General features: G+C 71.1%; 26 protein-coding genes. 13 read left to right on the top strand and 13 right to left on the bottom strand.

The annotated features are described in order from the left end of the window. Positions 1-6: 6 nt before the first annotated feature. From ACFQ6S_RS27015 to ACFQ6S_RS26990, 6 genes are all read right to left on the bottom strand, one after another. A complete protein-coding gene (locus ACFQ6S_RS27015; RefSeq protein WP_383414890.1) occupies positions 7-1257 on the bottom strand; it encodes a beta-ketoacyl synthase N-terminal-like domain-containing protein in 1251 nt (416 codons plus the stop codon). Continuing rightward, complete coding sequence (locus ACFQ6S_RS27010; RefSeq protein WP_383414887.1) at positions 1254-2525, bottom strand: beta-ketoacyl-[acyl-carrier-protein] synthase family protein; 1272 nt, start codon at positions 2523-2525, stop codon at positions 1254-1256. Before ACFQ6S_RS27010 ends, ACFQ6S_RS27015 begins: the two co-directional genes overlap by 4 nt. Then, positions 2522-2986 (bottom strand): cupin domain-containing protein, encoded by a 465-nt coding sequence (locus ACFQ6S_RS27005; protein ID WP_383414884.1) that lies wholly within the window; start codon positions 2984-2986, stop codon positions 2522-2524. The genes ACFQ6S_RS27010 and ACFQ6S_RS27005 overlap by 4 nt, the downstream gene beginning before the upstream one ends. Positions 2987-3031: 45 nt before the next feature. Then, a complete protein-coding gene (locus tag ACFQ6S_RS27000) occupies positions 3032-4141 on the bottom strand; it encodes a SchA/CurD-like domain-containing protein (RefSeq protein ID WP_383414882.1) in 1110 nt (369 codons plus the stop codon). 285 nt (positions 4142-4426) lie between these two features. After that, a complete protein-coding gene (locus ACFQ6S_RS26995) occupies positions 4427-4723 on the bottom strand; it encodes an MTH1187 family thiamine-binding protein (RefSeq protein ID WP_383414879.1) in 297 nt (98 codons plus the stop codon). Continuing rightward, positions 4720-5064 carry a DUF3817 domain-containing protein gene (locus ACFQ6S_RS26990; RefSeq protein ID WP_383414877.1) on the bottom strand — a complete coding sequence of 115 codons (345 nt, stop codon included), beginning with the start codon at positions 5062-5064 and terminating at the stop codon, positions 4720-4722. Before ACFQ6S_RS26990 ends, ACFQ6S_RS26995 begins: the two co-directional genes overlap by 4 nt. Before the next feature lie 434 nt (positions 5065-5498). Between ACFQ6S_RS26990 and ACFQ6S_RS26985 the strand changes: the two genes are divergently transcribed. From ACFQ6S_RS26985 to ACFQ6S_RS26970, 4 genes are all read left to right on the top strand, one after another. Beyond that, a complete protein-coding gene (locus ACFQ6S_RS26985) occupies positions 5499-6131 on the top strand; it encodes an AIM24 family protein (protein WP_383415856.1) in 633 nt (210 codons plus the stop codon). Between the two features lies 1 nt (position 6132). Continuing rightward, positions 6133-6783 carry an AIM24 family protein gene (locus ACFQ6S_RS26980; protein WP_383414875.1) on the top strand — a complete coding sequence of 217 codons (651 nt, stop codon included), beginning with the start codon at positions 6133-6135 and terminating at the stop codon, positions 6781-6783. Positions 6784-6827: 44 nt separating this feature from the next. Continuing rightward, positions 6828-7583, top strand: a complete 756-nt coding sequence (locus ACFQ6S_RS26975) for an AIM24 family protein (protein WP_383415854.1) — start codon at positions 6828-6830, stop codon at positions 7581-7583. A gap of 102 nt (positions 7584-7685) precedes the next feature. Continuing rightward, positions 7686-8162 carry a MarR family winged helix-turn-helix transcriptional regulator gene (locus ACFQ6S_RS26970; protein ID WP_383414872.1) on the top strand — a complete coding sequence of 159 codons (477 nt, stop codon included), beginning with the start codon at positions 7686-7688 and terminating at the stop codon, positions 8160-8162. Positions 8163-8199: 37 nt separating this feature from the next. On the opposite strand, the gene ACFQ6S_RS26965 is transcribed toward ACFQ6S_RS26970, so the two are convergent. Together ACFQ6S_RS26965 and ACFQ6S_RS26960 are read right to left on the bottom strand one after the other, a co-directional pair. Next, positions 8200-9630: a sensor histidine kinase gene (locus ACFQ6S_RS26965; protein WP_383414869.1), complete on the bottom strand. Its 1431-nt coding sequence runs from the start codon at positions 9628-9630 to the stop codon at positions 8200-8202. Beyond that, positions 9627-10346, bottom strand: a complete 720-nt coding sequence (locus ACFQ6S_RS26960) for a response regulator transcription factor (RefSeq protein WP_383414866.1) — start codon at positions 10344-10346, stop codon at positions 9627-9629. Before ACFQ6S_RS26960 ends, ACFQ6S_RS26965 begins: the two co-directional genes overlap by 4 nt. Positions 10347-10477: 131 nt before the next feature. Between ACFQ6S_RS26960 and ACFQ6S_RS26955 the strand changes: the two genes are divergently transcribed. Then, on the top strand, positions 10478-11104 hold the full coding sequence (locus ACFQ6S_RS26955) for a PepSY domain-containing protein (protein WP_383414863.1): 627 nt from the start codon (positions 10478-10480) through the stop codon (positions 11102-11104). Positions 11105-11114: 10 nt separating this feature from the next. Here the strand turns inward: ACFQ6S_RS26955 and ACFQ6S_RS26950 are convergent, their stop codons facing one another. The 3 genes from ACFQ6S_RS26950 to ACFQ6S_RS26940 form a co-directional block, all read right to left on the bottom strand. Continuing rightward, on the bottom strand, positions 11115-12350 hold the full coding sequence (locus tag ACFQ6S_RS26950) for an MFS transporter (RefSeq protein ID WP_383414860.1): 1236 nt from the start codon (positions 12348-12350) through the stop codon (positions 11115-11117). A gap of 195 nt (positions 12351-12545) precedes the next feature. Then, positions 12546-13502 (bottom strand): methylmalonyl Co-A mutase-associated GTPase MeaB, encoded by a 957-nt coding sequence (meaB, locus tag ACFQ6S_RS26945; protein ID WP_383414858.1) that lies wholly within the window; start codon positions 13500-13502, stop codon positions 12546-12548. A 34-nt stretch (positions 13503-13536) separates the two neighbouring features. Next, complete coding sequence (locus ACFQ6S_RS26940) at positions 13537-14739, bottom strand: acetyl-CoA C-acetyltransferase (RefSeq protein ID WP_383414855.1); 1203 nt, start codon at positions 14737-14739, stop codon at positions 13537-13539. Between the two features lie 149 nt (positions 14740-14888). Between ACFQ6S_RS26940 and mce the strand changes: the two genes are divergently transcribed. The 7 genes from mce (at position 14889) to ACFQ6S_RS26905 (ending at position 24611) form a co-directional block, all read left to right on the top strand. Continuing rightward, positions 14889-15329 carry a methylmalonyl-CoA epimerase gene (gene mce / locus ACFQ6S_RS26935; protein WP_383415851.1) on the top strand — a complete coding sequence of 147 codons (441 nt, stop codon included), beginning with the start codon at positions 14889-14891 and terminating at the stop codon, positions 15327-15329. Positions 15330-15540: 211 nt separating this feature from the next. Next, complete coding sequence (scy, locus tag ACFQ6S_RS26930; RefSeq protein WP_383414852.1) at positions 15541-19389, top strand: polarized growth protein Scy; 3849 nt, start codon at positions 15541-15543, stop codon at positions 19387-19389. A gap of 183 nt (positions 19390-19572) precedes the next feature. Then, positions 19573-20511 carry a cellulose-binding protein gene (locus ACFQ6S_RS26925; protein ID WP_383414850.1) on the top strand — a complete coding sequence of 313 codons (939 nt, stop codon included), beginning with the start codon at positions 19573-19575 and terminating at the stop codon, positions 20509-20511. A gap of 86 nt (positions 20512-20597) precedes the next feature. Beyond that, a complete protein-coding gene (locus tag ACFQ6S_RS26920) occupies positions 20598-21560 on the top strand; it encodes an ABC transporter ATP-binding protein (protein ID WP_383414847.1) in 963 nt (320 codons plus the stop codon). Between the two features lie 2 nt (positions 21561-21562). After that, entirely contained in the window at positions 21563-22336 is a 774-nt protein-coding gene (locus ACFQ6S_RS26915) for an ABC transporter permease (RefSeq protein WP_383414844.1), read from the top strand. 143 nt (positions 22337-22479) lie between these two features. Beyond that, positions 22480-23742, top strand: coding sequence for an ABC transporter ATP-binding protein (locus tag ACFQ6S_RS26910; protein ID WP_383414842.1), 1263 nt, complete (start codon positions 22480-22482; stop codon positions 23740-23742). After that, positions 23739-24611 carry an ABC transporter permease subunit gene (locus ACFQ6S_RS26905; protein WP_383414839.1) on the top strand — a complete coding sequence of 291 codons (873 nt, stop codon included), beginning with the start codon at positions 23739-23741 and terminating at the stop codon, positions 24609-24611. Before ACFQ6S_RS26910 ends, ACFQ6S_RS26905 begins: the two co-directional genes overlap by 4 nt. An 8-nt stretch (positions 24612-24619) precedes the next feature. Here the strand turns inward: ACFQ6S_RS26905 and ACFQ6S_RS26900 are convergent, their stop codons facing one another. Beyond that, positions 24620-24952, bottom strand: coding sequence for an ATP/GTP-binding protein (locus tag ACFQ6S_RS26900; protein ID WP_383414836.1), 333 nt, complete (start codon positions 24950-24952; stop codon positions 24620-24622). Between the two features lie 223 nt (positions 24953-25175). Here ACFQ6S_RS26900 and ACFQ6S_RS26895 point away from each other — a divergent pair, with 223 nt between their 5' ends. After that, on the top strand, positions 25176-26204 hold the full coding sequence (locus tag ACFQ6S_RS26895) for an LLM class flavin-dependent oxidoreductase (RefSeq protein ID WP_383414833.1): 1029 nt from the start codon (positions 25176-25178) through the stop codon (positions 26202-26204). 104 nt (positions 26205-26308) lie between these two features. Here the strand turns inward: ACFQ6S_RS26895 and ACFQ6S_RS26890 are convergent, their stop codons facing one another. Beyond that, a complete protein-coding gene (locus ACFQ6S_RS26890; RefSeq protein WP_383414831.1) occupies positions 26309-26701 on the bottom strand; it encodes an SCO5389 family protein in 393 nt (130 codons plus the stop codon). Positions 26702-26859: the final 158 nt, after the last annotated feature.

Below are 26859 nucleotides of genomic sequence, written 5' to 3'. Positions count from 1 at the left end.
GTCGTTCTATGCGGCGGATCCGGGACCCCGGCGCAGGACGAGCGCCGCGTTGGAGCCCATGAGTCCCCGGCTGAGGACCAGGGCCGTACGCAGCTCGGCCGGGCGTGCCGTGGCGGTCACCAGGTCGATGTCGTGACAGATGTCGAAGACGCCCGGGGTCGGCGGTATCTGCCCGTGCTCCATGGCCTGCACCGCGGCCACGATGTCCAGCAGAGGCGCCCCGCAGTACGACCGCCCGATGCCGGCCTTGGGTGCCGTGACCGGCACGCGGGTGCCGTGCGGGCCGAGGGCGTCGGCGAGGGCGAGGGCCTCGGCGCGGTCCGCCTCGGGCACACCCAGCGCGTCGGCGAAGACCACGTCGATCTCCTCCGGTGCGCAGCCGGCCTCGTCCAGGGCGCCGCGAATGGCCTGCGCGAGCCCCTCCCGCGACCGGTCCCAGCGCGAGGCGCCGGTGAAGGTGGCCGCGTGTCCGGCCACGGTGGCGCGGACCACCGCGTCCCGGCGCCGTGCCCGGTCCAGGTCCTCCACGACCAGCACTGCACCGCCCTCGGCAGGCACGAAACCGCAGGCCGCCGAGGTGAAGGGGCGGTAGGCGCGGGCCGGGTCCGCCTCGGTGCTGAGCTCGCGGTAGCCGAGCTGGCAGACGCCCGAGTACGGGGCGAGCGGCGCCTCGGCCGCCCCGACCACGACCACGTCGGTCCCCCGGTGCACGGTACGGGCGGCGTGCGCGACGGCGTCCAGGCCGCCCGCCTCGTCGCTGGCCACCACCCCGCAGGGGCCCTTGAAGCCCTTGCGGATGGAGATCTGGCCGGTGCTGGCCGCGTAGAACCAGGCGATGGACTGGTAGGGCCCGACGAACCGGGAGCCCTGTCCCCACAGCTTCTGCAGTTCCCGCTGGCCGAACTCACCGCCGCCGGACCCGGCCGCGGTGACGACGCCCACGGAGTACGGCGCGTCGGCCCAGGCGGACTTGCTCAGTCCGGCGTCGGTCAGGGCGGCGTCGGCCGCCGCCAGCGCGAAGTGGGTGAACTTGTCGGTCTGGACGAGGAAGGTCTCCTCGATCAGCGCCGACGGGTCGAAGCCGCGGACCTCGCCCGCGACGCGGAGCGGCAGATGCTCGCAGCCCTCACGGGTGACCCGGTCGAGGACGCTCGCGCCCTCCTTGACGTTCTTCCAGTAGGTGTCGGCGTGCAGGCCGTTGGGCGCGACCACACCGATGCCCGTGACGGCGGTGTGCCGGGCGCGTGGACCACTCATCGTCGTCTCCTTCCACCGGGCCCCGTCAGGAGCACCGCTGACTGGAACCCGCCGAAGCCGCTGCCCACGGAGAGCACGTGGTCGAGCCGGCGGGAGCGAGCGGTGCGCGGGACGTAGTCCAGGTCGCACTCGGGGTCCGGGGTCTCGTAGTTCGCCGTCGGCGGCACCACCTGGCGGGCCAGCGCGAGCACACAGGCGACGACCTCGATCGCGCCGATCGCGCCGAGCGAGTGGCCCACCATGGACTTGATGGAGCTCATGGGCGTCTCGTAGGCGTGGGAGCCCAGCGACTTCTTGACGGCGGCGGTCTCGTGCCGGTCGTTCTGGCGGGTTCCCGAGCCGTGCGCGTTGACGTAGTCGATCTCCGTGGGGTCCACGCGCGCGTGGTCGAGGGCGTCGTCGATGGCACGGGCCATCTCCAGGCCCTCACTGGTCAGACCGGTCATGTGGTAGGCGTTGCCGAAGGTGGCGTAGCCGCTGATCTCGCAGTAGACATGGGCGCCGCGCGCCCGGGCGTGCTCCAGATCCTCCAGTACGAGGACGGCGGCGCCCTCGCCCATCACGAAGCCGTCGCGGTGCGCGTCGAAGGGGCGGGAGGCGTGCGCCGGGTCGTCGTTGTGGGGCGACGTCGCCTTGATGGCGTCGAAGCAGGCCATGGTGATCGGGGAGATCGGGGAGTCGGACGCCCCGGCGATGCAGAGGTCGGCGCGGCCCTCCTCGATGGTGTGGAAGGCGTAGCCCACGGCGTCGAGTCCGGAGGTGCAGCCGGTGGAGACGGTCTGCACCGGGCCCTGGGCGCCGAACCGTTCGGCGACGTCGGCCGCCAGCGTGCTGGGCGAGAACGCCCGGTGCAGCTGGGGCTCGGCGGCGTGGTGGTCGACGTCCCAGCGCCGGCCACCCTCGCTGACCAGGACGTAGTCGTGTTCGAGGCGGGTCGTGCCACCCACCGCGCTGCCCAGGGACACGGCAACGCGCCAGGGGTCCTCGGCGGCGAAGTCGACACCGCTGTCGGTCACGGCCTCCTCGGCGGCGGCCAGGGCGAACTGTATGTACCGGTCGGCGCGTTCGACGACCTCGGCGTCCAGGCCGTGCGCGAGCGGGTCGAAGTCGCACTCGGCGGCTATCCGGGAGCGCAGGCCCTCGGGGTCGAACAGGGTGATGCCGCGCGTCGCCGTACGGCCGTTGGACAGCAGGTCCCAGAACGCCGGTGCCCCGATCCCGCCGGGGGCGACCACCCCTATGCCGGTGACCGCCACGCGCCGCGTCATGACAGCACCCCTGGGCGTTCCGGCTGCGCACCCTCCTCCTGGACCAGCGGGTACGGCTTGATGTCGTCGCTGATCTCCGGAGCCTCCGTGTCGACGTGGCCGAGGCTCGGCTTGGGCGCGAGCGGGCTCAGATGGAAGATCATCCGGGCCTCCTCGTCACCGACGTTGCGGAAGCGGTGCCGCATGTCGATGGGGATCATGAGGCCCTGGTCGGCACGGAGGGGAAACGTTTCGCCGTCCAGGTCGACCTCCAGCCGGCCCTCGACGACGTAGATGAACTCCTCGGAGTACGGGTGGTAGTGCTCGCTGATGCGTTCGCCGGGCCGCATGATGGCCAGGCCCATGAAGCCGCTCGTGGCACCCACCGTGACAGGGGTGAGCAGGGTGCGCAGGTCGCCGCCGCGCTTGCGGTTGGGCTCGATCTCGTTGACGTCCACGACGCGCGGGCGCATCTTGTCCATGGTTCTGTCTCCAGGTCGGTCGGTGGGGTGGTGGTGCCTGCGCCGTCAGGACTGCGCAGCCCTGCGGTCGGTGATCAGCGCCATGTCGGTGTGCGCCAGGAGGCGGTTGGCGTCCCGTTCGCCGGTGAGCCGTCCCGTGACGCCGAGCGCGATGCCGTCGAGCAGCCGGGCCAGCACGGCGGCCTTCCTCGGGCCGTGGATGCCGAGCGCCATGACCGGGTCGGTTTCGGGATCGCCCTGTACGTCGATCAGACGGACGACGATGTCCTCGCGCTGGAAGACGGTGCTGCGGTGCACCGGGGACGCGGGGTCGGCCGCGGCCGCCTCGTCCTGTCGGGCGAGATACCGGGCCAGCGCCATCCCGCAGCCCTCTTTGGCCGGGTAGTAGAGGGCGTGCCGCCTGATGTCGGACGGCTCCGGACCGCCGCGCGCCACGTGGTGGACGGGCGGCATGGCGGCACGGATGAAGAAGGTCCGCGCGGACTCGGGGTCGGCGAGGTCGCGGTCCTGCTCGAGGTAGGGGTTGATGGCCTCCTCGACGGCCCGCACCTCGGGCTGGCGGGAGACATGCCGCAGGGCGGCCATCAGGTCGCCCTCCACCTCGACGGTGCGCACGACACGGTTGCCGTGCATGAACAGGGTGGTGCGGCGCAGCCGTGTGGTGTCGTCGACGCGGGCCTCGGGCGGGGCGTAGCCGGCGAGGATCTCCGCGACCTTGGACTCGGAGCCGGGTTTCACGGTGAAGGTCAGGGCGTGGCGGATCACGCCGTCGCCGACCCGTGCGGCCGTCTGGAGTGCACCGGCCGCCGGACGGTCGCCGCCGGTCTCGCGGACGATGCCGTACCGCATCGAGCGGAGCTCACGGACGCAGTTCTGCAGCGGCCGGACCGTCTCGAGATGCTCATCGCTGTTCACCCAGGCGAGGTACGGCGGGGCGGTGGCCCATTCGCTCGTGATGACCCACTGGGAGGGGTTCTCCACGGACTGGCAGAGCTGGTCACCGAGGTGACCCGGGACCGAGGCGACTCGGTCGCGCATCTGCTCGTACGCGTCAAGGAACTGTTGCTGCGCGCCTTCATGGAGGTCGACGAGCAGGAGGACGCGCATCCTGGAGCCGTCGAACGCCGACTGCGACGTGTAGGGCGAAGTGGTCATCCTTCGGACCCTTCCTTCGCGGGAGCAAGCGGCGGCCGTCCCTGTTCACCAGCGCGAACGCGGGTTTCGGCCCTGAGCCTTCATCGTGGGTCAGGGCCTTGGGGTCCGCGAGCCATTGCGGGCCAAAGGGGGGAACTGCCCGCCGGGCAGGCCGCAATGCCTTCGCGCGAGCACAGCCGGAGAACGCCGAAGGCGCCCTCGTCGCCGAGGACGCCTTCGAAGTCGCGGTTGCTCGCGGGGACTTGGAACGGGTGCCCGACCGTCGTACGGCCTCCCCCGCGTCCCCTACTCGGCGAGGTGCCGCTCCACCGTCTCCACCTTGGAGGTGAGACCGTCCGTCACGCTGGGCCGGATGTCCGCCTTGAGCACCAGGGACACCCGCGGCGCCCGCTCCTCGACGGCGGCCACGGCGCGCTTGACGACGTCCATGACCTCGTCCCAGCTGTCGCCCTCGATCGAGGTGAACATCGCGTCGGTGCGGTTGGGCAGGCCCGACTCGCGCACCACGCGGACGGCGTCGGCGACGTACTCCCCCACGTCCTCGCCGACGCCGAGCGGCGTCACGGAAAACGCGACGATCATGCGCCCACGATTCCTTCCTTGCGGGCGCGGGTGGCGATCACCGCGTCCTCGGCCTCGCGCTTGAGCTTGCGCTCGGCGAAGAAGCCGCCGGTCGGCAGGACGGAGAGGACGAAGTAGAGCGCGGCGGTCTTCAGCGACCACTTGGTGCGGTTCCAGGCGTCCGCCCAGAAGATCACGTACAGGATGAAGAGAACGCCGTGGATCATGCCCATCGCGGGCACCGCGTTGAAGTCCGTCGTCCGCTTCAGCACCGAGCAGACGAGCAGCAGCAGGAACGACACCGCCTCGGGGGCCGAGACGAGACGGAGGCGGCGGAGGGCGGTGGCGGTCTTGATGTCCACGGGTCACCTTCGGGGTGGAGTCGGTGGGAGAGACGTCGGCCGGCTCGGATCAGCTTGTGAACGCAAGCACAAACGCTCGCCCATTGTGGCAAACCCCGGGGGGTGGTCGGGGCCCGGGGTCGGCGTCCGCACCGGGAGACGACCGAGTGGGGGACAAAGGCTTCCCGCGCGCGGGACGCTTGTCCAGGCCGACCACAGGGAGTTCGTGTGCAGTTCGTCTTCTTCATGACTCTGCCGGGCCTCGTGGTTCTCTCCGGGGAAGCAGAGCGAGCTGGAGGACGGGGCGCCCCCGAGGTCCACGGGCGATCTCGGCAGGGGGACGGCGGTCGTCCGGCCGCGGTCGGACCAAGCCCTCTAAGGGTGTCATCAGGGGTGAAGTCCACCCACGGGATCTGTTGGCGACGGGCGGCGGCGGCTACCTTCGCTGCGTGGCGATGTTCCGACTTCAGGGCAGCAAGGTGCTCGCCGTCGACATGACCGGGGACGCCGTGAAGGCGAAGAACGGCTCGATGGTCGCGTACGACGGGCAGATGGCCTTCAAGAAGATGAGCGGCGGCGGCGAGGGCATCCGGGGGATGGTGACCCGGCGCCTCACCGGCGAGCAGATGACGCTGATGGAGGTGAAGGGGCACGGGACGTGCTGGTTCGCGGACCGCGCCTCCGAGATCAACCTCGTCGGCCTCCAGGGCGACAAGCTCTACGTCGAGTCGAGCAACCTGCTCGCGACCGACGGGGGGCTGCGCACCGGCACGACCTTCACGGGCATGCGCGGCGCCTCGCAGGGCAACGGCCTGTTCACGACCACCGTCGAGGGGCACGGACAGGCGGCGATCATGTCGGACGGCCCGGCCGTGGTGCTGCGGGTCAGTGCGCAGTACCCGCTGACGGTCGACCCGGGGGCGTACGTGGCCCACCAGGGGAACCTGCGGCAGTCCTTCCAGTCCGGTGTGACGTTCCGCACGCTCATGGGCGAGGGCGGCGGCGAGGCCTTCCAGATCCGGTTCGAGGGGGACGGCCTGGTGTACGTACAGCCGAGCGAGCGGAACACGATCGCGGGGGACGTGTGACATGACCTTCCGCGAGATCAACTCCAAGATGGTCGAGGCGACGGTCACGCCCGGCCGGAAGCTGTTCAGCCAGCGCGGCGCGATGCTCGCCTACCAGGGCGAGGTGTCCTTCACCCCGAGCATGGCCGGCGGCCAGGGCGGGATCATGTCGATGATCGGCCGCCGGGTGGCGAACGAGGACACCCCGCTGATGACGGTCGAGGGCAGCGGCACCGTGCTCTTCGGGCACGGCGGCCACCACGTCCAGGTGATCAACCTCACCGGCGACACACTGTGCGTCGAGGCGGACCGCCTCCTCGCCTTCGAGGGTGCCCTCCAGCAGGGCACGATGTTCCTCGGCTCACAGGGCGGGGTCATGGGCATGGTCCGGGGACAGATCAGCGGGCAGGGGCTGTTCACGACCACCCTCAAGGGACACGGGGCCGTGGCGGTCATGGCCCACGGCGGCGTCTTCGAGATCCCCATCACCCCGCAGCGCCCCGTCCACGTCGACCCCCAGGCCTACGTCGCCCACCACGGCGACGTACGGAACAAACTGTCCACCGCGCTCGGCTGGCGCGACATGGTGGGCCGCGGCTCCGGCGAGGCCTTCCAGCTGGAGCTCAGCGGCAACGGCGCGGTGTACGTCCAGGCGTCTGAGGAGAAACTGTGAGCGCCCCCTACGGAACCCCCGGCGGCCCCGCGGTCCTCGACCCGATGACGCTGCCGTCCGACGACAACGTCAACGCCTACACCTTCTGCGTGGAGCTCAAGGGGAGCCAGTGGTTCCTGCAGAAGGGGAAGATGATCGCCTACTACGGCTCGATCGACTTCAACGGCGTCGGGCACGGCCGACTCGACCGACTTGTCCGTACGTCCTTCCATTCGCCTCTGCACGCGAGCGACTGGGTCGTGGCGGAGGGCTCCGGCAAGATGCTGCTGGCAGACCGGGCATTCGACGTGAACTCGTACGACCTGGAAAACGGCAACTTGACCATTCGCTCGGGCAACCTGCTCGCTTTTCAGCCAAGTCTTGCCCTCAAGCAGTCGATCGTGCCGGGTTTTCTGACCCTGATCGGAACCGGAAAGTTCGTGGCCGCATCTAACGGTCCGGTGGTGTTCATGGAACCCCCGATCCGGGTGGACCCGCAGGCACTCGTCGGCTGGGCCGACTGCCCCTCCCCGTGCCACCACTACGACCATGGCTACATGACCGGCGTGATGGGCGGTCTACGTGCACTGACAGGCCTCGGCGGGGCCTCCGGAGAGGAGCATCAGTTCGAGTTCGTGGGGGCCGGCAACGTCCTGCTCCAGTCGACCGAGACCCTCATGGCCGAGCAGGCCACGGGGGGCGTTCCGCCGGACGCCGGAGTGCCTGGTTCCGGTGGGTCGCACACAGGCCCTTCACAACCGGCCGGGGTACCGCGCCTTCCCGGACAGCTGGGAGACCTCCAGCGTCGCTTCGGGCTGTGAGCGGTAGTCTGCGGAGTGTGACATCGAACGTGTGCGCACACAGTCGTGTCACAGATAACCCCTCACTAGTTCGCCTTTCAACTTCTTAGGTAGACTTCATTCATGGAGACCGAGACGGCCACACGCTGGCTGACCGATGCGGAGCAGTGCGCCTGGCGCACCCACTTGGAGGTCAACAGGCTGTTGACGTACCAGCTCGAGAAGGACTTGCAGCCGTTCGGCCTGACGATGAACGACTACGAGATCCTGGTGAATCTCTCCGAGTCGGAGGACGTACGGATGCGGATGAGCGACCTCGCGGCCGCCACCCTCCAGTCCAAGAGCCGCCTCTCCCACCAGATCACCCGGATGGAGAACGCGAACCTGGTCCGGCGTGAGAACTGCGAGTCCGACCGTCGCGGACTGTTCGCCGTCCTCACCGACCACGGCATGGAGACGATGAGGAAGGTCGCGCCACACCATGTGGCGTCCGTGCGCAGGCACTTCATCGATCTGCTGTCCCCCGACGCCCGCACTGAGCTCGACAAGTCCCTCAAGCCGATCGCGGAGCACCTGCGCGGACAGCGCGGCCGTCCGTGACCTCGGCGACCCCGGCGAACCCGGCGAACCCGGCAGCCTAGCGAGCCTGTGGCAGGCGGAGTTCGAACAGGGCTCCGCCCGCCGGTGCCCGGCCCACGGTGAGCGTGCCACCGTGCCGTACGGCCACATCCCGGGCGATGGCCAGACCCAGCCCCGCGCCACCGTCGTCGCGGCTACGGGCCTCGTCCAGCCGTACGAACCGCTCGAAGATCCGCTCCCGGTCCGCCTCGGCCACCCCGTCCCCGTCGTCGGCGACGGCCACGACGGCCCAGGACCCCTCCTCCCGGACGGTCAAGGTGACCGCCGCACGCGCGTGCCGCCGGGCGTTGTCCAGCAGGTTCGTGAGCACCCGCCCGACCTGCCCCCGCGACCCGGTCACCTCCACGGCCTGCGCCCGAACCGTCACGTTCACCCGCCCCTCGGCCTGCTTCCGGGCCAGCGCACCCAGGTCGAACCGTGTGTCGCCGGGCCGCTCCCCCGCGTCCAGGCGGGCGAGCAGCAGCAGGTCGGAGGCGAGGTCCTGGAGTCGTACGGTGTCCTCCACGGCGCCGCCGAGGTCCAGCAGCTCGGGGTGCGCGGTGCCCACCTCCAGTTGGGTGCGCAGGGACGCGATCGGGCTGCGCAGCTCGTGCGAGGCGTCGGCGACGAACCGGCGCTGGCGTTCCACCGAGGTCTGCAGGGCGGCCAGCGTCTCGTTCGTGGTCAGCGCGAGGCGGGCGACCTCGTCATGCGTGCCCGGCACCGGCACACGGCGCGCGAGGTCCTCGGACGCGGTGATCGCGGCCATCTCGCCGCGGATGCCCTCGACCGGGCGCAGGGCACGCCGGGTGACCAGCCAGGTGACGCCGGCGACGACGGCGAGCAGCAGCGGGAAGCCGATGAGCATGACGGTGAGCGCGGTGCCCACGGCGCTCTGCTCGGCGTCCAGCGAACCTCCGGCGTAGACGGTGAGCCGCCCCCGGTCGCCGGCCTCCACCGGGACGGCGGCGAAGCGGTAGTCGGCGGTGTCGCCGTCGATCGTCGCGGAGCCGTCGGTGAACTCGGTCCCCTCGCCGATCTCGCCTGCCTCGTCCCGGGCGGTGTCGTCGTCCGAGTCGTCGTCGGCATCGTCACCGCTCGTGCCGGGCGTGCTACCGGTACCGCCCGGCTGCGGCCGTGGCTTCACGGCGTCGGTGGCCGTGCCGCTGATCCGCTCCAGATCGTCGCCGGCCGCGACCAGCGTGCCGTCCGCGTCGACGACCTGGACGGGGCTGTCGTCGTCCAGGTCCAGCTGGTCGTAGGCCTTCCCGGCGGCGAGCTGGGCGACGACGTTCTGCGCCGTGCGTTCCGCCTCGTTGCCCGCCTGGTCGATCAGGTTGGACCGCAGCGACAGCAGCACCGCCGTCCCCGCCGCGAGCAGCGCCACGGCGACCACGACGGTGGCGCCGAGCGTGGCCCGGGACCGGACCGAGCCGAACAGCCTTCTCATCGCTCCCACTCCAGCCGGTATCCGGCGCCGCGCACCGTCCGGATGAGCCCGGCGCGCAGCTTGCGCCGCAGGGTGCTGATGTACACCTCGACGATGTTGGGATCGCCTTCGTACGCGAAGTCCCAGACGTGCTCCAGGATCTCGGCCTTGGACACCACCTCTCCGGCCCGCGTCACGAGCTGCTCCAGGACGGAGAACTCCTTGGTGGTGAGCGTCACTTCGGCGTCGCCGAGGAACACCCGGCGGGCGGCGGTGTCGACCTTGAGGTCCCCGTGGACGTGCACCGGCGAGGCCCCGGCGCCCTGTCCCCCGCGCCGCAGCAGCGCCTTGACGCGGGCGACCAGGACGACATACGAGAACGGCTTGGTGAGGTAGTCGTCCGCGCCGGTGTCCAGTCCCTCCGCCTCGTCGTACTCGCCGTCCTTGGCGGTGAGCATCAGGATCGGCACGTCGTGGCCGGCGGCACGCAGGGCGGAGCAGACGCGGTAGCCGTTCATGCCGGGCAGCATGATGTCGAGGATCACGAGGTCGTACGACCCCTCCGAGGCCCGGTACAGCCCTTCCCGGCCGTCGTGGACGACGTCCACGGCGTATCCCTCGGCCGTCAGCCCCTTGGCTAGCGACAGGGCCAGCCGCTTCTCGTCCTCCACGATCAAGAATCGAAAGAGGTGACGCGAAGCGTCTCGAGCAGGGTGGTGGGTGACGGGCGGGCGCATGCGTCAAGGTTCGCAAAGCGAAGCTGAAGATCTCTTCAGGGTCCTTCAGGTTCCTCTCAGCGTCGGTTCGGCAGTTTGGTCTGCGTCGAAACGAAAACGACTCGGAACGAAATGACTCGGGAGGAACCGGGATGAAGCGCAACATCGTCATCGCCACCGTCGCCGCAGCGGCCCTGATCGGCGGCGGTACCGTCGCTGCCTACGCTGCCGGTGGCGACTACGGCGCGCCCACGCAGCGGCAGTCGAGCGTAAAGGTCGCCGACGACCGGGACGACGCCGCGGACGACCGGGACGACGACGGCACCGAGGTCCGTTCGGAGGCCGCCGCCGCCAAGGTCACCGCCGCCGACGCCATCGCGGCCGCGCTGAAGCACACGCCGGGCACGGCCGTCTCCGCCGACCTGGACGACGACGGTTCGGACGCCTGGGTGGTGAGCGTCGTCAAGGGCGACGGCACCGACCACGACGTGCGGGTCTCCGCGAGCGACGGCAAGGTCCTCGGCACTCAGCGCGACGACGACGATGACGACGACGCCCGCGACGACCTCGCCGCGCTGAAGGGCGCGGGCGTCGACGCCCGCGAGGCCGCCGAGACCGGGGCGGCGAAGGGCACCGTCACCGACGTCGACCTGGAAGACGACGGCCCCGCGGCCTGGAGCGTGGAGACCACGAAGGGCGAGTGGAAGGTCGACCTCAAGACGGGCAAGGTCACCCAGGACCACGACGACCGCGACGGCGACGACGGCCACGACGACTGACGCCGGGCCTTCACACGAGGGGTACGGGATGTCCCGTACCCCTTTTTCGTCCCGCACCGCGTGCCACGGCCACGGCCGTCAGCAGCATCACCGCACCGGTCACCGCGAAGCACATCCCCGCCGACAGCGACCCGGCCAGCACACCGGCCGCCGCGGCACCGGCCGTACCGCCCGCGTTGACGGCCGTGTTGACCCAGGCCCCGGCCTGGACGCGGGCCTCGGGCGCGGCGGTCTCGTCGGCGATGAGGTACGCGGTGGTGATCAGCGGCGCCACGAAGACGCCGGCGACCGCGACCGCCACGGCCAGGGTGCCCAGCCCCTGGGCCAGCCCGGCCCCGCACAGCGCCAGCCCCAGTCCGGCCGCCTGCGCGGCGAGCCGGGCCCCGGCGGACGCCCGCCACGCGACGGCGCCGTTGAGCAGGCCGCCGACGGCGCTTCCGGCGGACAGGGCGGCCAGCACCCAGGCCGCCCCGGCACCGCCATGGCCATGCCCCTCCGCGAAGGCCACCACCAGCAGGTCGGTCACGCCCAGCGCGAGCCCGACCCCGGCGGCGGCGATCACCGGCCGCCCGAGCCCGCGCAGCGCCCGCCGACCGGCCGCGGACGACCCCGCCGCGCGCCCGCCGGCCGGCACCACGCGCACGACGGGCGACGACACGAACCCGGCCGTCCCCACCACCATCAGCCCCGCCCCGACGAGCACGCCGACGGCCGGCGGGGCGAAACCGACGAGCACGCCCACCAGCAACGGCCCCGAGACGAAGAGCAGTTCCTCCGCGACGGCGTCGAGACTGTAGGCCCGTTGCATCAGCGCCCGGTCCGGCGCCAGCCGCCCCCACACGGCTCGCATGGTGGGCCCGAGCGGCGGAGTACAGGTGCCTGCGGCGGCGGCCACGGCACCGAGGACGATCGCCGACGCGGTGCCCGGCCGCCAGACCAGGACCGCCAGCAGCCCGAGCAGCGAAGTGTGGGCCGCGACCATGGGCACGAGCGCCCGCCGCGGCCCGTACCGGTCGATCAGAGCCGCCCGGGCGGGCGACAGGAAGACGCTGGTGCCGGAGAACAGCGCCATGACGACACCGGCCACCGCGTACGACCCGGAGGCCCGGGTCACGGCGAGCATCACCGACAGCGGGGCGACGCCGTACGAAAGCCTGCCGAGCAGGGCGGCGGCGAAGGTGCGGCGGGCATGGGGGATCCGGAGAACGGCGGCATACGAAGGCCGCACGACAGACGTGGCAGACACAGGGGTTCCTCGACTCGAGGCGGAAAGGGGACGCCGAAGCACCGCGACGGTCCCGGCCGACCGGCCGTTCACCGTGCGCGGGCGGGGCGTGCCCTATGCCAAGAGGAGATACATGCGAGTCAACCTAGCAGCGGGGAGGGGGAGTTGACCACGGAGGAATGCCCGGAATGCCGGTTCTGTACGGACCCTCGGGACTCAGCCCTTCGTCAGTCCCGCCACCAGCTCGTCGGCCGCCCGATACGGATCCAGCTCCCCGGCGACGATCTTCTCCGCCAGTGAGCCGAGGCGGCGGTCGCCGTGGAGGTCGGCGATGCGTTCACGCAGGGCCGTGACCGCGATGGTCTCCACCTCGCGGGCGGCGCGGGCGCGGCGGCGTTCGGACAGGACGCCGCGCTCCTCCATCCAGGCCCGGTGCTTCTCCAGGGCCTCCACCACCTCGTCGATGCCCTCGGCACGGGCCGCGACCGTCTTGACGATCGGGGGGCGCCAGTCGCCGGGGCCGCGGGACTCGCCGAGGCCGAGCATGTGGTTGAGCTCGCGGGCGGTGGCGTCGGCGCCGTCGCGGTCGGCCTTGTTGACGACGTACACGTCGCCGATCTCCAGGATGCCCGCCTTCGCCGCCTGGATGCCGTCGCCCATGCCGGGGGCGAGCAGCACGACGGAGGTGTCGGCCTGGGAGGCGATCTCGACCTCCGACTGGCCCACGCCCACCGTCTCGACCAGGATCACGTCGCAGCCGGCCGCGTCCAGGACGCGGATCGCCTGCGGGGCGGCCCAGGCGAGGCCGCCCAGATGACCCCGGGTCGCCATCGAGCGGATGTAGACGCCGGGGTCGGAGGCGTGGTCCGACATCCGGACCCGGTCGCCGAGCAGGGCGCCGCCCGAGAAGGGCGAGGACGGGTCGACGGCCAGGACGCCGACCCGCCTGCCCTGCTTGCGGTACGCGGTGACCAGAGCGGAGGTGGACGTCGACTTGCCGACGCCCGGGGAGCCGGTCAGGCCCACCACGTAGGCGTTGCCCGACAGCGGGGCCAGCGCCGCCATGACCTCCCGCAGCTGCGGGGACGCCCCCTCCACCAGGGAGATCAACCGGGCCACCGCCCTGGGCCGGCCCTCCCTTGCCTGGGCCACCAGCGTGGAGACGTCCTGCATCACAGCTCCGTTCCGAGAGTCACGTACAGCGGGTTCAGGCCTTTGGTACCCGCACGATCAGCGCGTCACCCTGACCGCCGCCACCGCACAGCGCGGCCGCGCCGACGCCGCCGCCCCGCCGCTTCAGCTCCAGGGCGAGGTGCAGGACGAGTCGCGCACCCGACATACCGATCGGGTGGCCCAGGGCGATGGCTCCGCCGTTGACGTTCACCCTTTCCGTGGACACGCCGAGGTCCTTCATTGACTGCACCGCCACCGCGGCGAAGGCCTCGTTGATCTCGACCAGGTCGAGGTCGGAGACCTCCAGGCCCTCCTTCTTCAGGGCGTGCTGGATGGCGTTGGACGGCTGGGACTGCAGGGAGTTGTCCGGGCCCGCCACATTGCCGTGGGCGCCGATCTCGGCGATCCAGTCCAGGCCGAGCTCCTGCGCCTTGGCCTTGCTCATCACGACGACCGCCGCGGCGCCGTCCGAGATCTGGGAGCTCGAACCGGCCGTGATCGTGCCGTCCTTCGAGAACGCCGGACGCAGCTTGCCCAGCGACTCCGCCGTGGTGTCGCCGCGGATGCCCTCGTCCTTGCTGAACAGGACCGGGTCGCCCTTGCGCTGCGGGATCTCGATCGGGGTGATCTCGGCCTCGAAGATGCCGTTCTTCTGGGCGGCGGCCGCGCGCTGGTGGGACGCGGCGGCGATCTCGTCCTGCTCTGGGCGCAGGATGCCGAGGCGGGTGTTGTGCTTCTCCGTGGACTCGCCCATGGCGACGCCCTCGAAGGCGTCGGTCAGACCGTCGTACGCCATCGCGTCGAGCATCTGCACCGCGCCGTACTTGAAGCCCTCACGGGACTTCGGCAGCAGGTGCGGGGCGTTGGTCATGGACTCCTGGCCGCCCGCGACGATCACGTCGAACTCACCCGCGCGGATCAGCTGGTCCGCGAGCGCGATCGCGTCGAGGCCGGACAGACACACCTTGTTGATGGTGAGCGCCGGGACGTTCATGGGGATGCCGGCCTTGACCGCGGCCTGGCGCGCCGGGATCTGCCCTGCCCCGGCCTGGAGCACCTGACCCATGATCACGTACTGCACCTGGTCGCCACCGATACCCGCACGGTCGAGGGCGGCCTTGATCGCGAAGCCGCCGAGGTCGGCTCCGGAGAAGGACTTGAGCGAGCCGAGCAGCCGCCCCATCGGGGTGCGGGCACCCGCGACGATCACGGACGTCGTGCCGTTTCCAGAAGACATGAGGTGCGATCCCCTTCCAGCTTGGACAGCCGAGGAGTGAACGAGGGTTTACTTCGAATGTACTGAGTGGCACTCCGTGCCGTCACCGGGCCGTCGGTGTGATCGCGCGCACGTTGCGTAACCACCTCCGTGGCGCTCCACTGAACAACATGCTGACGCGAATCGACCACATCGGAATCGCCTGTTTCGATCTCGACCGGACTGTCGAGTTCTACCGGGCCACATACGGCTTCGAGGTGTTCCACTCCGAGGTCAACGAGGAGCAGGGCGTCCGCGAGGCCATGCTCAAGATCAATGAAACCTCCGACGGCGGTGCCTCCTACCTGCAGCTTCTCGAGCCCACGCGCCCCGACTCGACCGTCGCCAAGTGGCTCGACAAGAACGGCGAGGGTGTCCACCACATCGCTTTCGGTACGGCGGATGTGGACGGCGACGCCGCCGACATCAAGGACAAGGGCGTACGCGTTCTGTACGAAGAGCCCCGGCGCGGCTCCATGGGGTCACGAATCACCTTCCTGCATCCAAAGGATTGCCACGGAGTACTGACAGAACTGGTCACTTCGGCGCCTGTTGAGTCACCTGAGCACTGACCCTCGTACATATGGGCCGGTAGGGTTGGGGGCGGTCGCTCCTCGAACCGGGGTGGCCGCATGCCGGGGTCCGGATTTTCGGGGGGCGAGCGTCGGGGCAGCAGCCCAGGCTCTGCCGTTGATCTGACACCATTCCCCGGGGGCCCCGTTCGGCGGACGGACGGAGCCCGTTTGGCCAGACTTGCGACCAGGGGACGGATGGGACCGCGCAGTGCGGGGCTACGAACGCCAGGAGCGAGAGCCGGCGGCTGACGTCGACCACCTCTCTCGGTTCGAGGCCGAGATGGATCGGCTGAAGACCGAGCGAGAGAAGGCGATCCAGCACGCCGAGGACCTCGGCTACCAGGTCGAGGTGCTGCGCGCCAAGCTTCACGAGGCGCGGCGGACCATCATGTCCCGGCCCGCCTTCGACGGCGGCGACATCGGCTATCAGGCCGAGCAGTTGCTGCGCAACGCCCAGGTCCAGGCGGACCAGCTGCGCCAGGACGCCGAGCGCGAGCTCAGTCAGGTCCGGGCGCAGACCCAGCGGATCCTGCAGGAGCACGCGGAGAACGCGGCCCGGCTGCAGGCCGAGCTGCACCAGGAGGCGGTGACCCGTCGCCAGCAGCTGGACCAGGAGCTGGCCGAGCGCCGCCAGACCGTCGAGTCGCACGTCAACGAGAACGTGGCGTGGGCCGAGCAGCTGCGCGCCCGCAGCGAATCGCAGGCCCGCCGTCTCCTCGACGAGTCGCGCGCCGAGGCCGACCAGGCCATGGCGGCCGCGCGCGCCGAGGCCGAGCGGCTGACCGGCGAGGCCCGGCAGCGCCTCACCGGCGCGGCCGAGGAGGCCCGCGCGGAGGCCGAGCAGATTCTGCTCCGGGCCCGTACGGACGCCGAGCGGCTCCTGAACGCCGCGTCCACGCAGGCTCAGGAGGCCACCGACCACGCGGAGCAGCTGCGCACCTCCACCGCCTCGGAGTCGGACTCCGCCCGCCGCTCCGCGCAGGAGATGAGCCGCGCCGCCGAGCAGCGCATGACGGAGGCCGAGGAGGCGCTGCGCAAGGCGCAGGCCGAGGCCGAGAAGCTGGTCGCCGAGGCCACGGCGGCCGCCGAGAAGGCGCTCTCCGGTGCCGAGTCGGCCAACGAGCAGCGCATGCGTACGGCGAAGGAGCAGGTCGCCCGCCTGGTCAGCGAGGCCACCAAGGAGGCGGAGACCACCAAGTCGGACGCCGAGCAGGTCGTCGCCGACGCCCGCGCCGAGGCCGAGAAGATCGTCGCCGAGGCCGGCGAGAAGGCCCGCACGATCACCGCCGAGGAGAGCGCGACCCAGCTGTCGAAGGCGGCCAAGACCGCCGAGGACGTCCTCAACAAGGCGCAGGACGACGCACAGAACACCACCAAGGCCGCGGCCGAGGAGGCCGAGCGGATCCGCTCGGAGGCCGAGGCCGAGGCGGACCGGCTGCGCGCCGAGGCGCACGACATCGCCGAGCAGCTCAAGGGCTCGGCGAAGGACGACACCAAGGAGTACCGCGCCAAGACGGTCGAGCTGCAGGAGGAGGCGCGCCGGCTGCGCGGCGAGGCCGAGCAGCTGCGTTCCGAGGCCGTCGCCGAGGGCGAGAAGATCCGCGCGGAGGCCCGCAAGGAGGCCGTCCAGCAGATCGAGGAGGCGGCCAAGACCGCCGAGGAGCTGCTGTCCAAGGCCCGGCAGGACGCGGACGAGCTGCGCCAGAAGGCCACGACGGACAGCGAGAAGGTCCGCACCGAGGCCATCGAGCGGGCGACGACGCTGCGCCGGCAGGCGGAGGAGACCCTTCAGCGCACCCGCCAGGAGGCCGAACGGCACCGCGACGAGGTCGTCGAGCAGGCCGAGGGCATCAAGGCCGACGCCGAGCGCGCCGCGGTCGAACTGCGCGAGGAGACCGAGCGCGGCGTGGAGGCCCGCCGGGCCGAGGCCGCCGAGGAGCTGACCCGCCTTCACACCGAGGCCGAGCAGCGGCTCACGGCGGCCGAGGAGGCGCTCAGCGACGCCCGCGAGGAGGCCGCCCGCATCCGGCGCGAGGCCGCCGAGGAGACCGACCGGCTGCGCGCCGAGGCCGCCGAGCGGATCCGCACGCTGCAGCAGCAGGCCGAGGAGGAGACCGACCGGCTGCGTAACGAGGCCGCGTCGGACGCGTCCGCGTCCCGTGCCGAGGGCGAGGCCATCGCCGTACGCCTGCGGTCGGAGGCCGCGGCCGAGGCCGAGCGGCTGAAGTCGGAGGCGCAGGACACCGCCGACCGCGTACGGACCGAGGCGCAGGCCGCCGCGGAGCGACTCGCGACCGAGGCGTCCGAGACGCTGGCCGCCGCGCAGGAGGAGGCCGCCCGGCGCCGCCGCGAGGCCGAGGAACTCCTCGGTTCCGCCCGCCAGGAGGCCGACCAGGAGCGCGAACGGGCCCGCGAGCAGAGCGACGAGTTGCTGGCCGCGGCGCGGGGCCGCGTGGAAGAGGCACAGGCAGAGGCGGTGCGGCTGGTCGAGGAGGCCGACCGGCGCGCCACCGAGATGGTCTCCGCCGCCGAGCAGCACGCCCAGCAGGTCCGCGACTCCGTGTCCGGGCTGCACGAGCAGGCACAGGAGGAGATCACCGGGCTGCGCAGCGCCGCCGAGCACGCGGCGGACCGTACCCGCCGGGAGGCCGAGGAGGAGGCGGACCGGGTCCGCGCCGACGCCTACGCCGAGCGGGAGCGGGCCAGCGAGGACGCGGGCCGCGTCCGGCGCGAGGCGAACGAGGAGTCGGCCGCGGCCAAGTCCCTCGCCGAGCGCACCGTCGGGGAGGCCATCGCCGAGTCGGAACGCCTGCGGGCGGACGCCACCGAGCACGCGCAGCGGATCCGTACCGAGGCCTCCGACAAGATCGCCGACGCCGAGCAGGCCGCGTCCCGCACCCGTGCGGACGCCCGCGACGACGCCAACCGGATCCGTTCGGACGCGGCGACGCAGGCCGACACCCTCATCACCGAGGCGCGTTCCGAGGCGGAGCGGCTCCAGTCGGAGACGATCACGGAGGCCGACCGGGTGCGCGCCGAGGCGCTCGCCAAGGCCGAGAAGCTCGTCGGGGACGCCACGTCGGACGCGGAGCGGCTGCGCGCCGAGGCCGCGGAGACGGTCGGGTCGGCGCAGCAGCACGCCGAGCGGGTCCGCAGCGAGTCCCAGCGCGTCAAGGCCGAGGCGGCCGCGGAGGCCGAGCGGCTGGTGACGACCGCGCGCGAGGAGGCCGAGCGCACCCTCGACGAGGCCCGCAGGGACGCGGGCAAGCGGCGCCAGGACGTGGCCGAGCAGGTCGACAAGCTCATCACGGAGACCACGGCCGAGGCCGACAAACTGCTCACCGAGGCGCAGCAGCAGGCGCACAAGACGACCGCCGACGCCGAGGGGCAGGCCGACACCATGGTCGGTGCCGCCCGCACGGAGGCCGACCGGCTGGTCTCCGAGGCGACGGTCGAGGGCAACTCGCTGGTGGAGAAGTCCCGCACGGACGCGGACGAGCTGCTCGTCGGCGCCCGCCGGGACGCCACCGCGATCAGGGAGCGCGCGGAGGAGCTGCGCGACCGCATCACGAGCGAGATCGAGGGGCTGCACGAGCGCGCCCGCCGCGAGTCCGCCGAGACGATGAAGTCGACCGGCGACCGCTGTGACGCCCTCATCAAGGCCGCCGAGGAACAGCTCGCCAAGGCCCAGTCGAAGGCCAAGGAGCTGGTGTCGGACGCCAACTCCGAGGCCGGCAAGGTCCGTATCGCCGCCGTCAAGAAGGCCGAGGGCCTGCTGAAGGAGGCCGAGCAGAAGCGGTCCTCGCTCATCAAGGAGGCCGAGGAGCTCAGGGCCGAGGCGATCCGCGAGGCCAAGCGCACGGTCGAGGAGGGCAAGCGCGAGCTGGAGGTCCTGGTGCGGCGCCGCGAGGACATCAACGCCGAGATCTCGCGCGTCCAGGATGTCCTGGAGGCCCTGGAATCCTTCGAGACGCCGGCCGGCGGCAAGGACGGCGGGGTCAAGGCGGGTGCGACAGTCGGAGCACCCCGATCGGGTGGCAAGTCGTCAGACGGCTAGCGCGTCGGGCGCGTTCCGATGTCTCCTGGGGCCTTTGACCTAGTTTTTGGCAAGCCGTCCGACGGTTAGCCACTCAAAAGGGGTCTCATTCTCCAGATCAAACACGTATCCGCTCGATGACACACCGCTTCGGCCCCTAGGATTCCACTTATCACCTCACCGGTCTCATTCGACAGGAACCCCATGAGCGACACTTCCCCCTACGGCTTCGAGCTTGTGCGGCGTGGGTACGACCGCGCGCAGGTGGACGAACGAATCTCCAAGCTCGTCTCCGACCGTGACAGCGCTCTCGCCCGCATCACCGCTCTGGAAAAGCGCATCGAGGAGCTCCATCTCGAAACGCAGAACGCCCAGGCCCAGGTGACCGACGCAGAGCCGTCGTACGCCGGTCTCGGCGCGCGTGTCGAGAAGATCCTCCGCCTCGCCGAGGAGGAGGCCAAGGATCTGCGCGAGGAGGCCCGCCGCGCCGCCGAGCAGCACCGCGAGCTCGCCGAGTCGGCGGCCCAGCAGGTCCGCAACGACGCAGAATCGTTCGCTGCGGAGCGCAAGTCCAAGGCCGAGGACGAGGGCGTCCGGATCGTCGAGAAGGCCAAGAGCGACGCCTCCCAGCTGCGCGCCGAGGCGCAGAAGGACGCGCAGTCGAAGCGTGAGGAGGCCGACGCCCTCTTCGAGGAGACCCGCGCCAAGGCCGCTCAGGCCGCCGCCGACTTCGAGACGAACCTCGCCAAGCGCCGCGAGCAGTCCGAGCGGGACCTGGCGTCCCGTCAGGCCAAGGCCGAGAAGCGCCTCGCGGAGATCGAGCACCGCGCGGAGCAGCTGCGCCTGGAGGCCGAGAAGCTGCGCACCGACGCCGAGCGCCGTGCCCGCCAGACGGTGGAGACGGCTCAGCGCCAGGCCGAGGACATCGTGGCCGACGCCAACGCCAAGGCCGACCGGATCCGTTCGGAATCCGAGCGCGAGCTCGCGGCTCTCACCAACCGCCGCGACAGCATCAACGCTCAGCTGACGAACGTCCGCGAGATGCTGGCGACGCTGACCGGTGCCGCGGTGGCGGCGACCGGTGCGCCGGCCGCCGAGGACGAGCCGATCTCCCGTGGGGTTCCCGCCCAGCAGTCCCGGTAACGATCCGGCGCACGTCTGCTGAATTTTGGCAAAGCCCTCTGCCACTGGGGTGGCAGAGGGCTTTGTCCCGTTTTAGCGTGGGCGGCATGATCGAGCTCGAGGGGCTGACGAAGCGGTACGGCGAGAAGGTGGCGGTCAACAACCTGACGTTCACCGTCAGACCAGGCATCGTCACGGGCTTCCTGGGCCCGAACGGCGCCGGCAAGTCGACCACCATGCGGATGATCCTGGGCCTCGACCGGCCCACCGCCGGGGACGTCCGTATCGACGGCAGGCACTACGACCGGCTCAAGGACCCGCTGACCAATATCGGCGCCCTGCTGGAGGCCAAGGCCTGGCACGGCGGGCGCAGCGCCTACAACCATCTGCTGTGCCTCGCGCAGAGCAACGGCATTCCCAGCAGCCGGGTGCGTGAGGTGCTGGAGACGGTCGGTCTGACCGCCGTCGCCAAGAAGAAGACCAAGGGCTTCTCGATGGGCATGGGCCAGCGGCTCGGTATCGCGGGCGCGCTGCTCGGCGATCCGCGGATCCTGATGTTCGACGAGCCGGTCAACGGGCTCGACCCCGAGGGAATCCACTGGATCCGGAACCTGATGAAGTCCCTTGCCGCGCAGGGCCGGACCGTGTTCGTCTCCTCCCATCTGATGAGCGAGATGGCCCTCACCGCCGACCATCTCGTCGTCATCGGACAGGGCCGGCTGCTCGCCGACACGTCCATGCCCGAGTTCATCGCACGCAACTCGCGGTCGTACGTCCGTATCCGCACCCCGCAGCGCGAGCGGCTGCTCGATGTGCTGCAGCAGGGCGGGATCACGGCCGTGGAGACGGGCAACGGCACGCTGGAGGTGGACGGCACCAAGTCCGAGCAGATCGGGGAACTGGCCGCGCGCCACCAGATCGTGCTGCACGAGCTGAGCCCGCAACAGGCCTCCCTGGAGGAGGCGTTCATGCAGCTGACCGCGGAGTCGGTGGAGTACCACGCGCACGCCGACACAGCGCTCCCGCCGCCGCAGCAGCGGCAGTGGGGCGAGGACTGGAAGAGGAGCTGAGCATGGCGGTCACCACCCAGGTCATCCGCTCCGAATGGACCAAGGTCCGGTCCGTGGCATCCACCGTGTGGACGCTTTCGCTGGCCCTGGTCGTCACGGTCGCGCTCGGCATGCTGATCTCGGCCCTGTCGAAGAACGAGTTCGACAACATGAGCCGGCAGGACCAGCTGTCCTTCGATCCGACCTTCATCAGCTTCGCCGGCATGGGCCTCGGTCAGCTCGCGATGATCGTGTTCGGGGTGCTCGTCGTCTCGAACGAGTACAGCACCGGCATGATCCGCACCTCGCTGGCCGCCGTGCCACAGCGCGGCACCTTCCTGTTCGGCAAGATCGCGGTGGCGGCCGGCCTGTCGCTCGCGGTCGGCCTGGCCACCAGCTTCCTCACCTTCTTCCTCGGGCAGGCGATGCTCGGCGAGCACAAGGCGCAGATCGGCGACCCGGGGGTGCTGCGGGCGGTGATCGGCGGCGGGCTCTACATGACCCTCATCGCGATGTTCTCGATGGGGGTCGCGGCGATGCTGCGCTCGCCGATGCTGTCGCTGGGCATCCTGATGCCGTTCTTCTTCCTGGTCTCCAACATCCTCGGCAATGTCTCGGCCACCGAGAAGATCGGCCGCTATCTGCCCGACCAGGCCGGCAGCAGGATCATGCAGGTGGTCACCCCGATCGACGACGCCAAGCCGTACGGCCCCTGGGGCGGGCTCGGGATCATGGTGCTGTGGGTGATCGCGGCGCTCGCCGGCGGCTACCTCACCCTCAAGAAGCGGGACGCGTGAGCGCTCCGCCGAATGCGCCGTGGGGCATCGCCGGGAGAATGCGGTACTCGCCCTTGAGCGGAACCGTCAGCGCCTCGGTATCCTCCTAACCCTTACGGGGGGCGTGTGCCCCGCTGTCCTGAACCTTTTGATGGGTGCGGAGCATGATCGAGGCTGTCGGCCTGACCAAGCGCTACGGCGACAAGACCGCTGTGTACAACCTGTCCTTCCAGGTGCGGCCCGGCGCCGTCACCGGCTTCCTGGGCCCCAACGGCTCCGGCAAGTCGACGACGATGCGGATGATCCTCGGCCTGGACAACCCGAGCGCGGGGCATGTCACGATCGGCGGCTACCCGTACCGCAGGCTGCCCAACGCCCCCCGCCAGGTCGGCGCCCTGCTGGACGCCAAGGCGGTGCACGGCGGCCGCGCGGCCCGCAACCATCTGCTGAGCCTCGCCCAGCTGTCCGGCATCCCGCCCCGGCGGGTGGACGAGGTGCTGGGCGTGGTCGGTCTGCAGGACGTGGCCAGGAGGCGCTCCAAGGGCTTCTCCCTCGGCATGGGCCAGCGTCTCGGCATCGCCGCCGCGCTGCTCGGCGACCCCCAGGTCCTGCTGTTCGACGAGCCGGTCAACGGCCTCGACCCCGAGGGCATCCTCTGGGTGCGGAACCTGATGAAGTCGCTGGCCGCCGAGGGCCGCACCGTCTTCGTCTCCTCGCACCTGATGAGCGAGATGGCGCTGACCGCGGACCACCTGATCGTCATCGGGCGCGGTCAGCTGCTCGCCGACATGGGCGTCAAGGACTTCATCGCGGCGAACTCCGCCGGCTTCGCCCGGGTCCGTACGCCCGACACCGAGCCGCAGCTGCGCGAGAAGCTGGCCGGCGCGCTCACCGAGGCGGGCGGGCATGTGCTGCCCGAGCAGGACGGTGCGCTCCGGGTGACCGGGCTGGCGCTCCCCCGCATCAGCGACATCGCGCACGACACCGACGTACGGCTGTGGGAGCTGTCGCCGCACCAGGCCTCGCTGGAGGAGGCGTACATGCGCATGACACAGGGCGCGGTCGACTACCGCTCGACGATCGACCAGAAGGAAGGGCTGATGCAGCAGCTGCCGCCGGGCGCGCAGCCGCCGATGCCGGTTCCGGGTCAGGGCCAGCCTGGCTGGTACGCCCCGCCGCCACCCCAGCAGGGCGGGCAGCCGTTCACCGCGCCGCAGGGCCAGCCGGGTCCGTACGGCGCCCCGGCGGCGCCCGGTGCGGGGGCGCCCAACCCGTACGCCCAGGCGGCCCCGCAGGCGCCTCAGGCGGCCCCGGGCCAGGCTCCGGCCGCTCCCGTGCAGCCCGCGCCGCCGGTCCCGCAGAGCCCTGCCCAGCCGCCCGTCGCCCCGTCGACCCCCGCCCCGACCAAGCCCGAGGACGCCCGATGAGCACGCCCCAGCCCCCGATGCCGCAGACCGCCGCACCGAACTGGCAGGCGGCGCCCGGCTCGTCGTACCCCACCTACACCTCGCCGATCCCGGTGGTGCGCACGCACCTCGGGCACGCGCTCTCCTCGGAGTGGACGAAGATCCGCTCGGTGCGCTCCACGATGTGGACGCTCGGTGTGTTCGTGCTGCTCGTCATCGGCATCGGCCTGGCCGCCGCGGCGCTGGTCTCCTCCAACTCCTCCGAGGCGAGCCTGGCCGGCCAGAACCCACTGTCGTTCGGATTCTTCGGGCTGCTGCTCGGCAGCATGTGCATCATCACGCTCGGCGTGCTGACCACGGCCTCGGAGTACGGCACCGGCATGATCCGCACGACGATGACCGCGTGCCCCACCCGTGGCCGGGTGCTGGCGGCCAAGGCGATCGTGTTCTTCGTCGTCGCGTTCGTCGTGACGCTGGTGTCGTCCGTCCTGGTCGCCCTCGCGGACGTGGCGCTGCTGGAGGGGGCCCGGGAGCCGTCCGGGCAGGAGTGGCTGAAGGGCACGGTCGGCATCTCGTTCTACATCGCGCTGCTCGGCCTGCTCTCGCTGGTCGTCGGCTCGATCATCCGGCACTCGGCGGGCGCGGTCACGATCATGATCGGTGTTCTGCTGGCCCCGCTGGTCATCGCGCTGTTCATGTTCTCGGAGTCGCTGAAGGACCTCCAGCAGGCCCTGTTCGAGTACTCGATCCCGAACCAGCTCAGCGTCTTCTACGCCCAGTCCCTGTCCGAGTCCGGTCCGTCCGGCTGGGACCCGCTGTGGATCATGCTCGGCATCACGGCGGCCGCGTTCGCCGGCGCCTTCGCGCTGCTGGAGAAGCGGGACGTGTAAGGCCGGCTTCAGAACCTCGGCGCGTTACGGGACCGCTGCACCCGCATGGTGCGGCGGTCCTTCGCGTTCCAGCACGCCTTGTGCCAGTGGCGGCGGTCGTCGACGCCCGCGTGGTCGGGCCAGGCGACGACGTGCGGGACGCCGTCCGGGATCAGCTGCTCGCAGCCCGGGCAGCGGTAGGCCTTGCCCTGCGCGCTCGCGCCCGCCACATGCCGTACGTTCCAGTCCTCGCCCTGCCAGTTCTCCGTGGACTGCCAGCCGCCGTATCGGCCGGACCGGTCGTCCTCGGCGCTGTGGCCGGACAGGCCGGAGTCCTTCGGTCGGTTGCGACGCGGGGACACGGAACACCTCACGGGGCTATACAGGATGCACGGGTCATGTCCAGCCTACGCGGCACGGACAGGGGTAGCCGTACGGCACCAACCCCCACAAGTCCCTCACTCCGGCAATGCATTCTCCCGACAATCCGCAAATCTCTTCGTCAAGCCGTGTCCTCGGCACGTGTCAGACGGTTATGCCCTGTGGGGGAGCTCCGCGTCGGAGCCAAGGAAGCAGGAAAGAGCAATGCGCGTAGGAAGTTTCGTGTTGGCGGCCCGGTTCCCGGGACAGGGCGACGGGGAGGCGCTGCACCGGGCGGTCCGCTCCGCCGAGGTCGCCGAGGAGGCGGGGCTCGACACGGCCTGGCTGGCCGAGCACCACTTCGTGCCGTACGGCACCTGCCCGTCCGCGATCACCCTGGCCGCGTTACTGCTCGGCCGCACCAGCCGGCTGCGGGTCGGCACGGCGGTCAGCGTGCTGCCCACCGCCCACCCGGTGGCCCTCGGCGAGCAGGCCGCGCTGCTGCACATCACCTCCGGCGGGCGCTTCTCGCTGGGCGTGGGGCGCGGCGGGCCGTGGGTCGACCTGGAGGTGTTCGGGCAGGGCCTCAAGGCGTACGAGGAGGGGTTCCCGGAATCACTCGATCTGCTGCTGCGCTGGCTGCGCGAACCCTCGGTCGCGGCCGGCGGTGAGCGGTTCGGATTCCGTGAAGTCCCCGTCGTGCCAAGGCCGTCGGAGTGCCTCACGGACGTCGAGGGGCCCGAGGTCGTCATCGCCTGCACCTCTCCGCGGAGCGTGCGCCTCGCGGCCGAGCGCGGGCTGCCGATGCTGCTCGGGATGCATGTGGGCGACGAGGAGAAGGCCGAGATGGTCGCCCTGTGGCGGGAGCACGCGCGCGCGGGCGGGCGTCCGGCGGACGAGATCCTCGGCGCGGCCCATGTGTCGGCCGGCGTCTGCCAGATCGCGGACCGCCGCACGGAGGCGGTCGAGACACTCACGAAAGCGATGCCGGGCTGGCTCCGCCAGGGCCTGGAGGCCCATGTGACGGTGGACGGCCGCCATCGCGCGATGCGCGACCCGCTGGCATACACCGAACTGCTCTGCGGGCTGCACCCGGTGGGCACCCCGCGGCTGTGCGCCGGCCGCCTGGCGGCGACCAGCGAACGGACCGGGATCTCCCGCTTCGCCCTGCTCGTCGAGGGCTCGGGCGACCTGGCGGCGACCGAGGAGAACGTACGGCGGCTGGGCGCCGAAGTGCTGCCGCACCTCGGCTGAATCGCCCCGCGCGTACGCAACGGCCTCGGTTCGCCAGGGGGCTTGCCGCCCCAGTACTGATTGCACCTCCCGCGTACGGAGCGGCAAGCAAGCGGCTGGCTGCGTCAGCAGTCCCTGAGCTCCGGGGACTGGTTCAGCAGCTGATTGCGCACCGAGGTGAAGCGAGCCAGCGTCTCGTCGACCGAGGAGTCAAGCGGGAACACCGCCACCCGGTGGCAGTTCTGGAAGGCCAGTCGCACCCCGAAGTGCCGCTGCAGCGCGCCGCGTATCGCGTCACTCGCAAGCGCACGCAGCAGCTGGCCACGTGCCTGCTCGTCCGGCGGGGGCGTCTGGTTGTCGGCGAAGGAACCGCCGTCGACCTTCAGCTGGGCCACCAGGGAGCTGATCATCTCCCATGCGTAGGGCAGGGAGGTCCGGACGCAGTCGACGAAGGCGGCTTCGTCGACCTCGCCTCGCTCGGCCTGTTCGAGTAGGGCCGGTGAGACGTCGAGCGACATGGGTTCTCCTCTCGCACCCCCGAAGCAGCGGGGGTTGCCGGACAGATGCGGGAGTTCGCGATACCGGACACGCTGTGTACACGCCTCGCGACCTCCCGTTTAATACGGTAGGCAACAGACGGTGACGGCACCAGGAGAATGCGTACATGGGCAGGCCT

Source organism: Streptomyces sp. NPDC056479 (genome assembly GCF_042795335.1).
Taxonomy (GTDB): Bacteria; Actinomycetota; Actinomycetes; order Streptomycetales; family Streptomycetaceae; genus Streptomyces.
This window is presented reverse-complemented; position numbering and strand designations above follow the sequence as displayed.

Coding starts and splice junctions, on each gene's coding strand:
- ACFQ6S_RS27015 (WP_383414890.1), bottom strand. CDS start 1,257: ATGAGTGGTCCACGCGCCCGGCACACCGCCGTCACGGGCATCGGTGTG.
- ACFQ6S_RS27010 (WP_383414887.1), bottom strand. CDS start 2,525: ATGACGCGGCGCGTGGCGGTCACCGGCATAGGGGTGGTCGCCCCCGGC.
- ACFQ6S_RS27005 (WP_383414884.1), bottom strand. CDS start 2,986: ATGGACAAGATGCGCCCGCGCGTCGTGGACGTCAACGAGATCGAGCCC.
- ACFQ6S_RS27000 (WP_383414882.1), bottom strand. CDS start 4,141: ATGACCACTTCGCCCTACACGTCGCAGTCGGCGTTCGACGGCTCCAGG.
- ACFQ6S_RS26995 (WP_383414879.1), bottom strand. CDS start 4,723: ATGATCGTCGCGTTTTCCGTGACGCCGCTCGGCGTCGGCGAGGACGTG.
- ACFQ6S_RS26985 (WP_383415856.1), top strand. CDS start 5,499: ATGTTCCGACTTCAGGGCAGCAAGGTGCTCGCCGTCGACATGACCGGG.
- ACFQ6S_RS26980 (WP_383414875.1), top strand. CDS start 6,133: ATGACCTTCCGCGAGATCAACTCCAAGATGGTCGAGGCGACGGTCACG.
- ACFQ6S_RS26975 (WP_383415854.1), top strand. CDS start 6,828: ATGACGCTGCCGTCCGACGACAACGTCAACGCCTACACCTTCTGCGTG.
- ACFQ6S_RS26970 (WP_383414872.1), top strand. CDS start 7,686: ATGGAGACCGAGACGGCCACACGCTGGCTGACCGATGCGGAGCAGTGC.
- ACFQ6S_RS26965 (WP_383414869.1), bottom strand. CDS start 9,630: ATGAGAAGGCTGTTCGGCTCGGTCCGGTCCCGGGCCACGCTCGGCGCC.
- ACFQ6S_RS26960 (WP_383414866.1), bottom strand. CDS start 10,346: ATGCGCCCGCCCGTCACCCACCACCCTGCTCGAGACGCTTCGCGTCAC.
- ACFQ6S_RS26955 (WP_383414863.1), top strand. CDS start 10,478: ATGAAGCGCAACATCGTCATCGCCACCGTCGCCGCAGCGGCCCTGATC.
- meaB (WP_383414858.1), bottom strand. CDS start 13,502: ATGCAGGACGTCTCCACGCTGGTGGCCCAGGCAAGGGAGGGCCGGCCC.
- ACFQ6S_RS26940 (WP_383414855.1), bottom strand. CDS start 14,739: ATGTCTTCTGGAAACGGCACGACGTCCGTGATCGTCGCGGGTGCCCGC.
- mce (WP_383415851.1), top strand. CDS start 14,889: ATGCTGACGCGAATCGACCACATCGGAATCGCCTGTTTCGATCTCGAC.
- ACFQ6S_RS26925 (WP_383414850.1), top strand. CDS start 19,573: ATGAGCGACACTTCCCCCTACGGCTTCGAGCTTGTGCGGCGTGGGTAC.
- ACFQ6S_RS26920 (WP_383414847.1), top strand. CDS start 20,598: ATGATCGAGCTCGAGGGGCTGACGAAGCGGTACGGCGAGAAGGTGGCG.
- ACFQ6S_RS26915 (WP_383414844.1), top strand. CDS start 21,563: ATGGCGGTCACCACCCAGGTCATCCGCTCCGAATGGACCAAGGTCCGG.
- ACFQ6S_RS26910 (WP_383414842.1), top strand. CDS start 22,480: ATGATCGAGGCTGTCGGCCTGACCAAGCGCTACGGCGACAAGACCGCT.
- ACFQ6S_RS26905 (WP_383414839.1), top strand. CDS start 23,739: ATGAGCACGCCCCAGCCCCCGATGCCGCAGACCGCCGCACCGAACTGG.
- ACFQ6S_RS26895 (WP_383414833.1), top strand. CDS start 25,176: ATGCGCGTAGGAAGTTTCGTGTTGGCGGCCCGGTTCCCGGGACAGGGC.
- ACFQ6S_RS26890 (WP_383414831.1), bottom strand. CDS start 26,701: ATGTCGCTCGACGTCTCACCGGCCCTACTCGAACAGGCCGAGCGAGGC.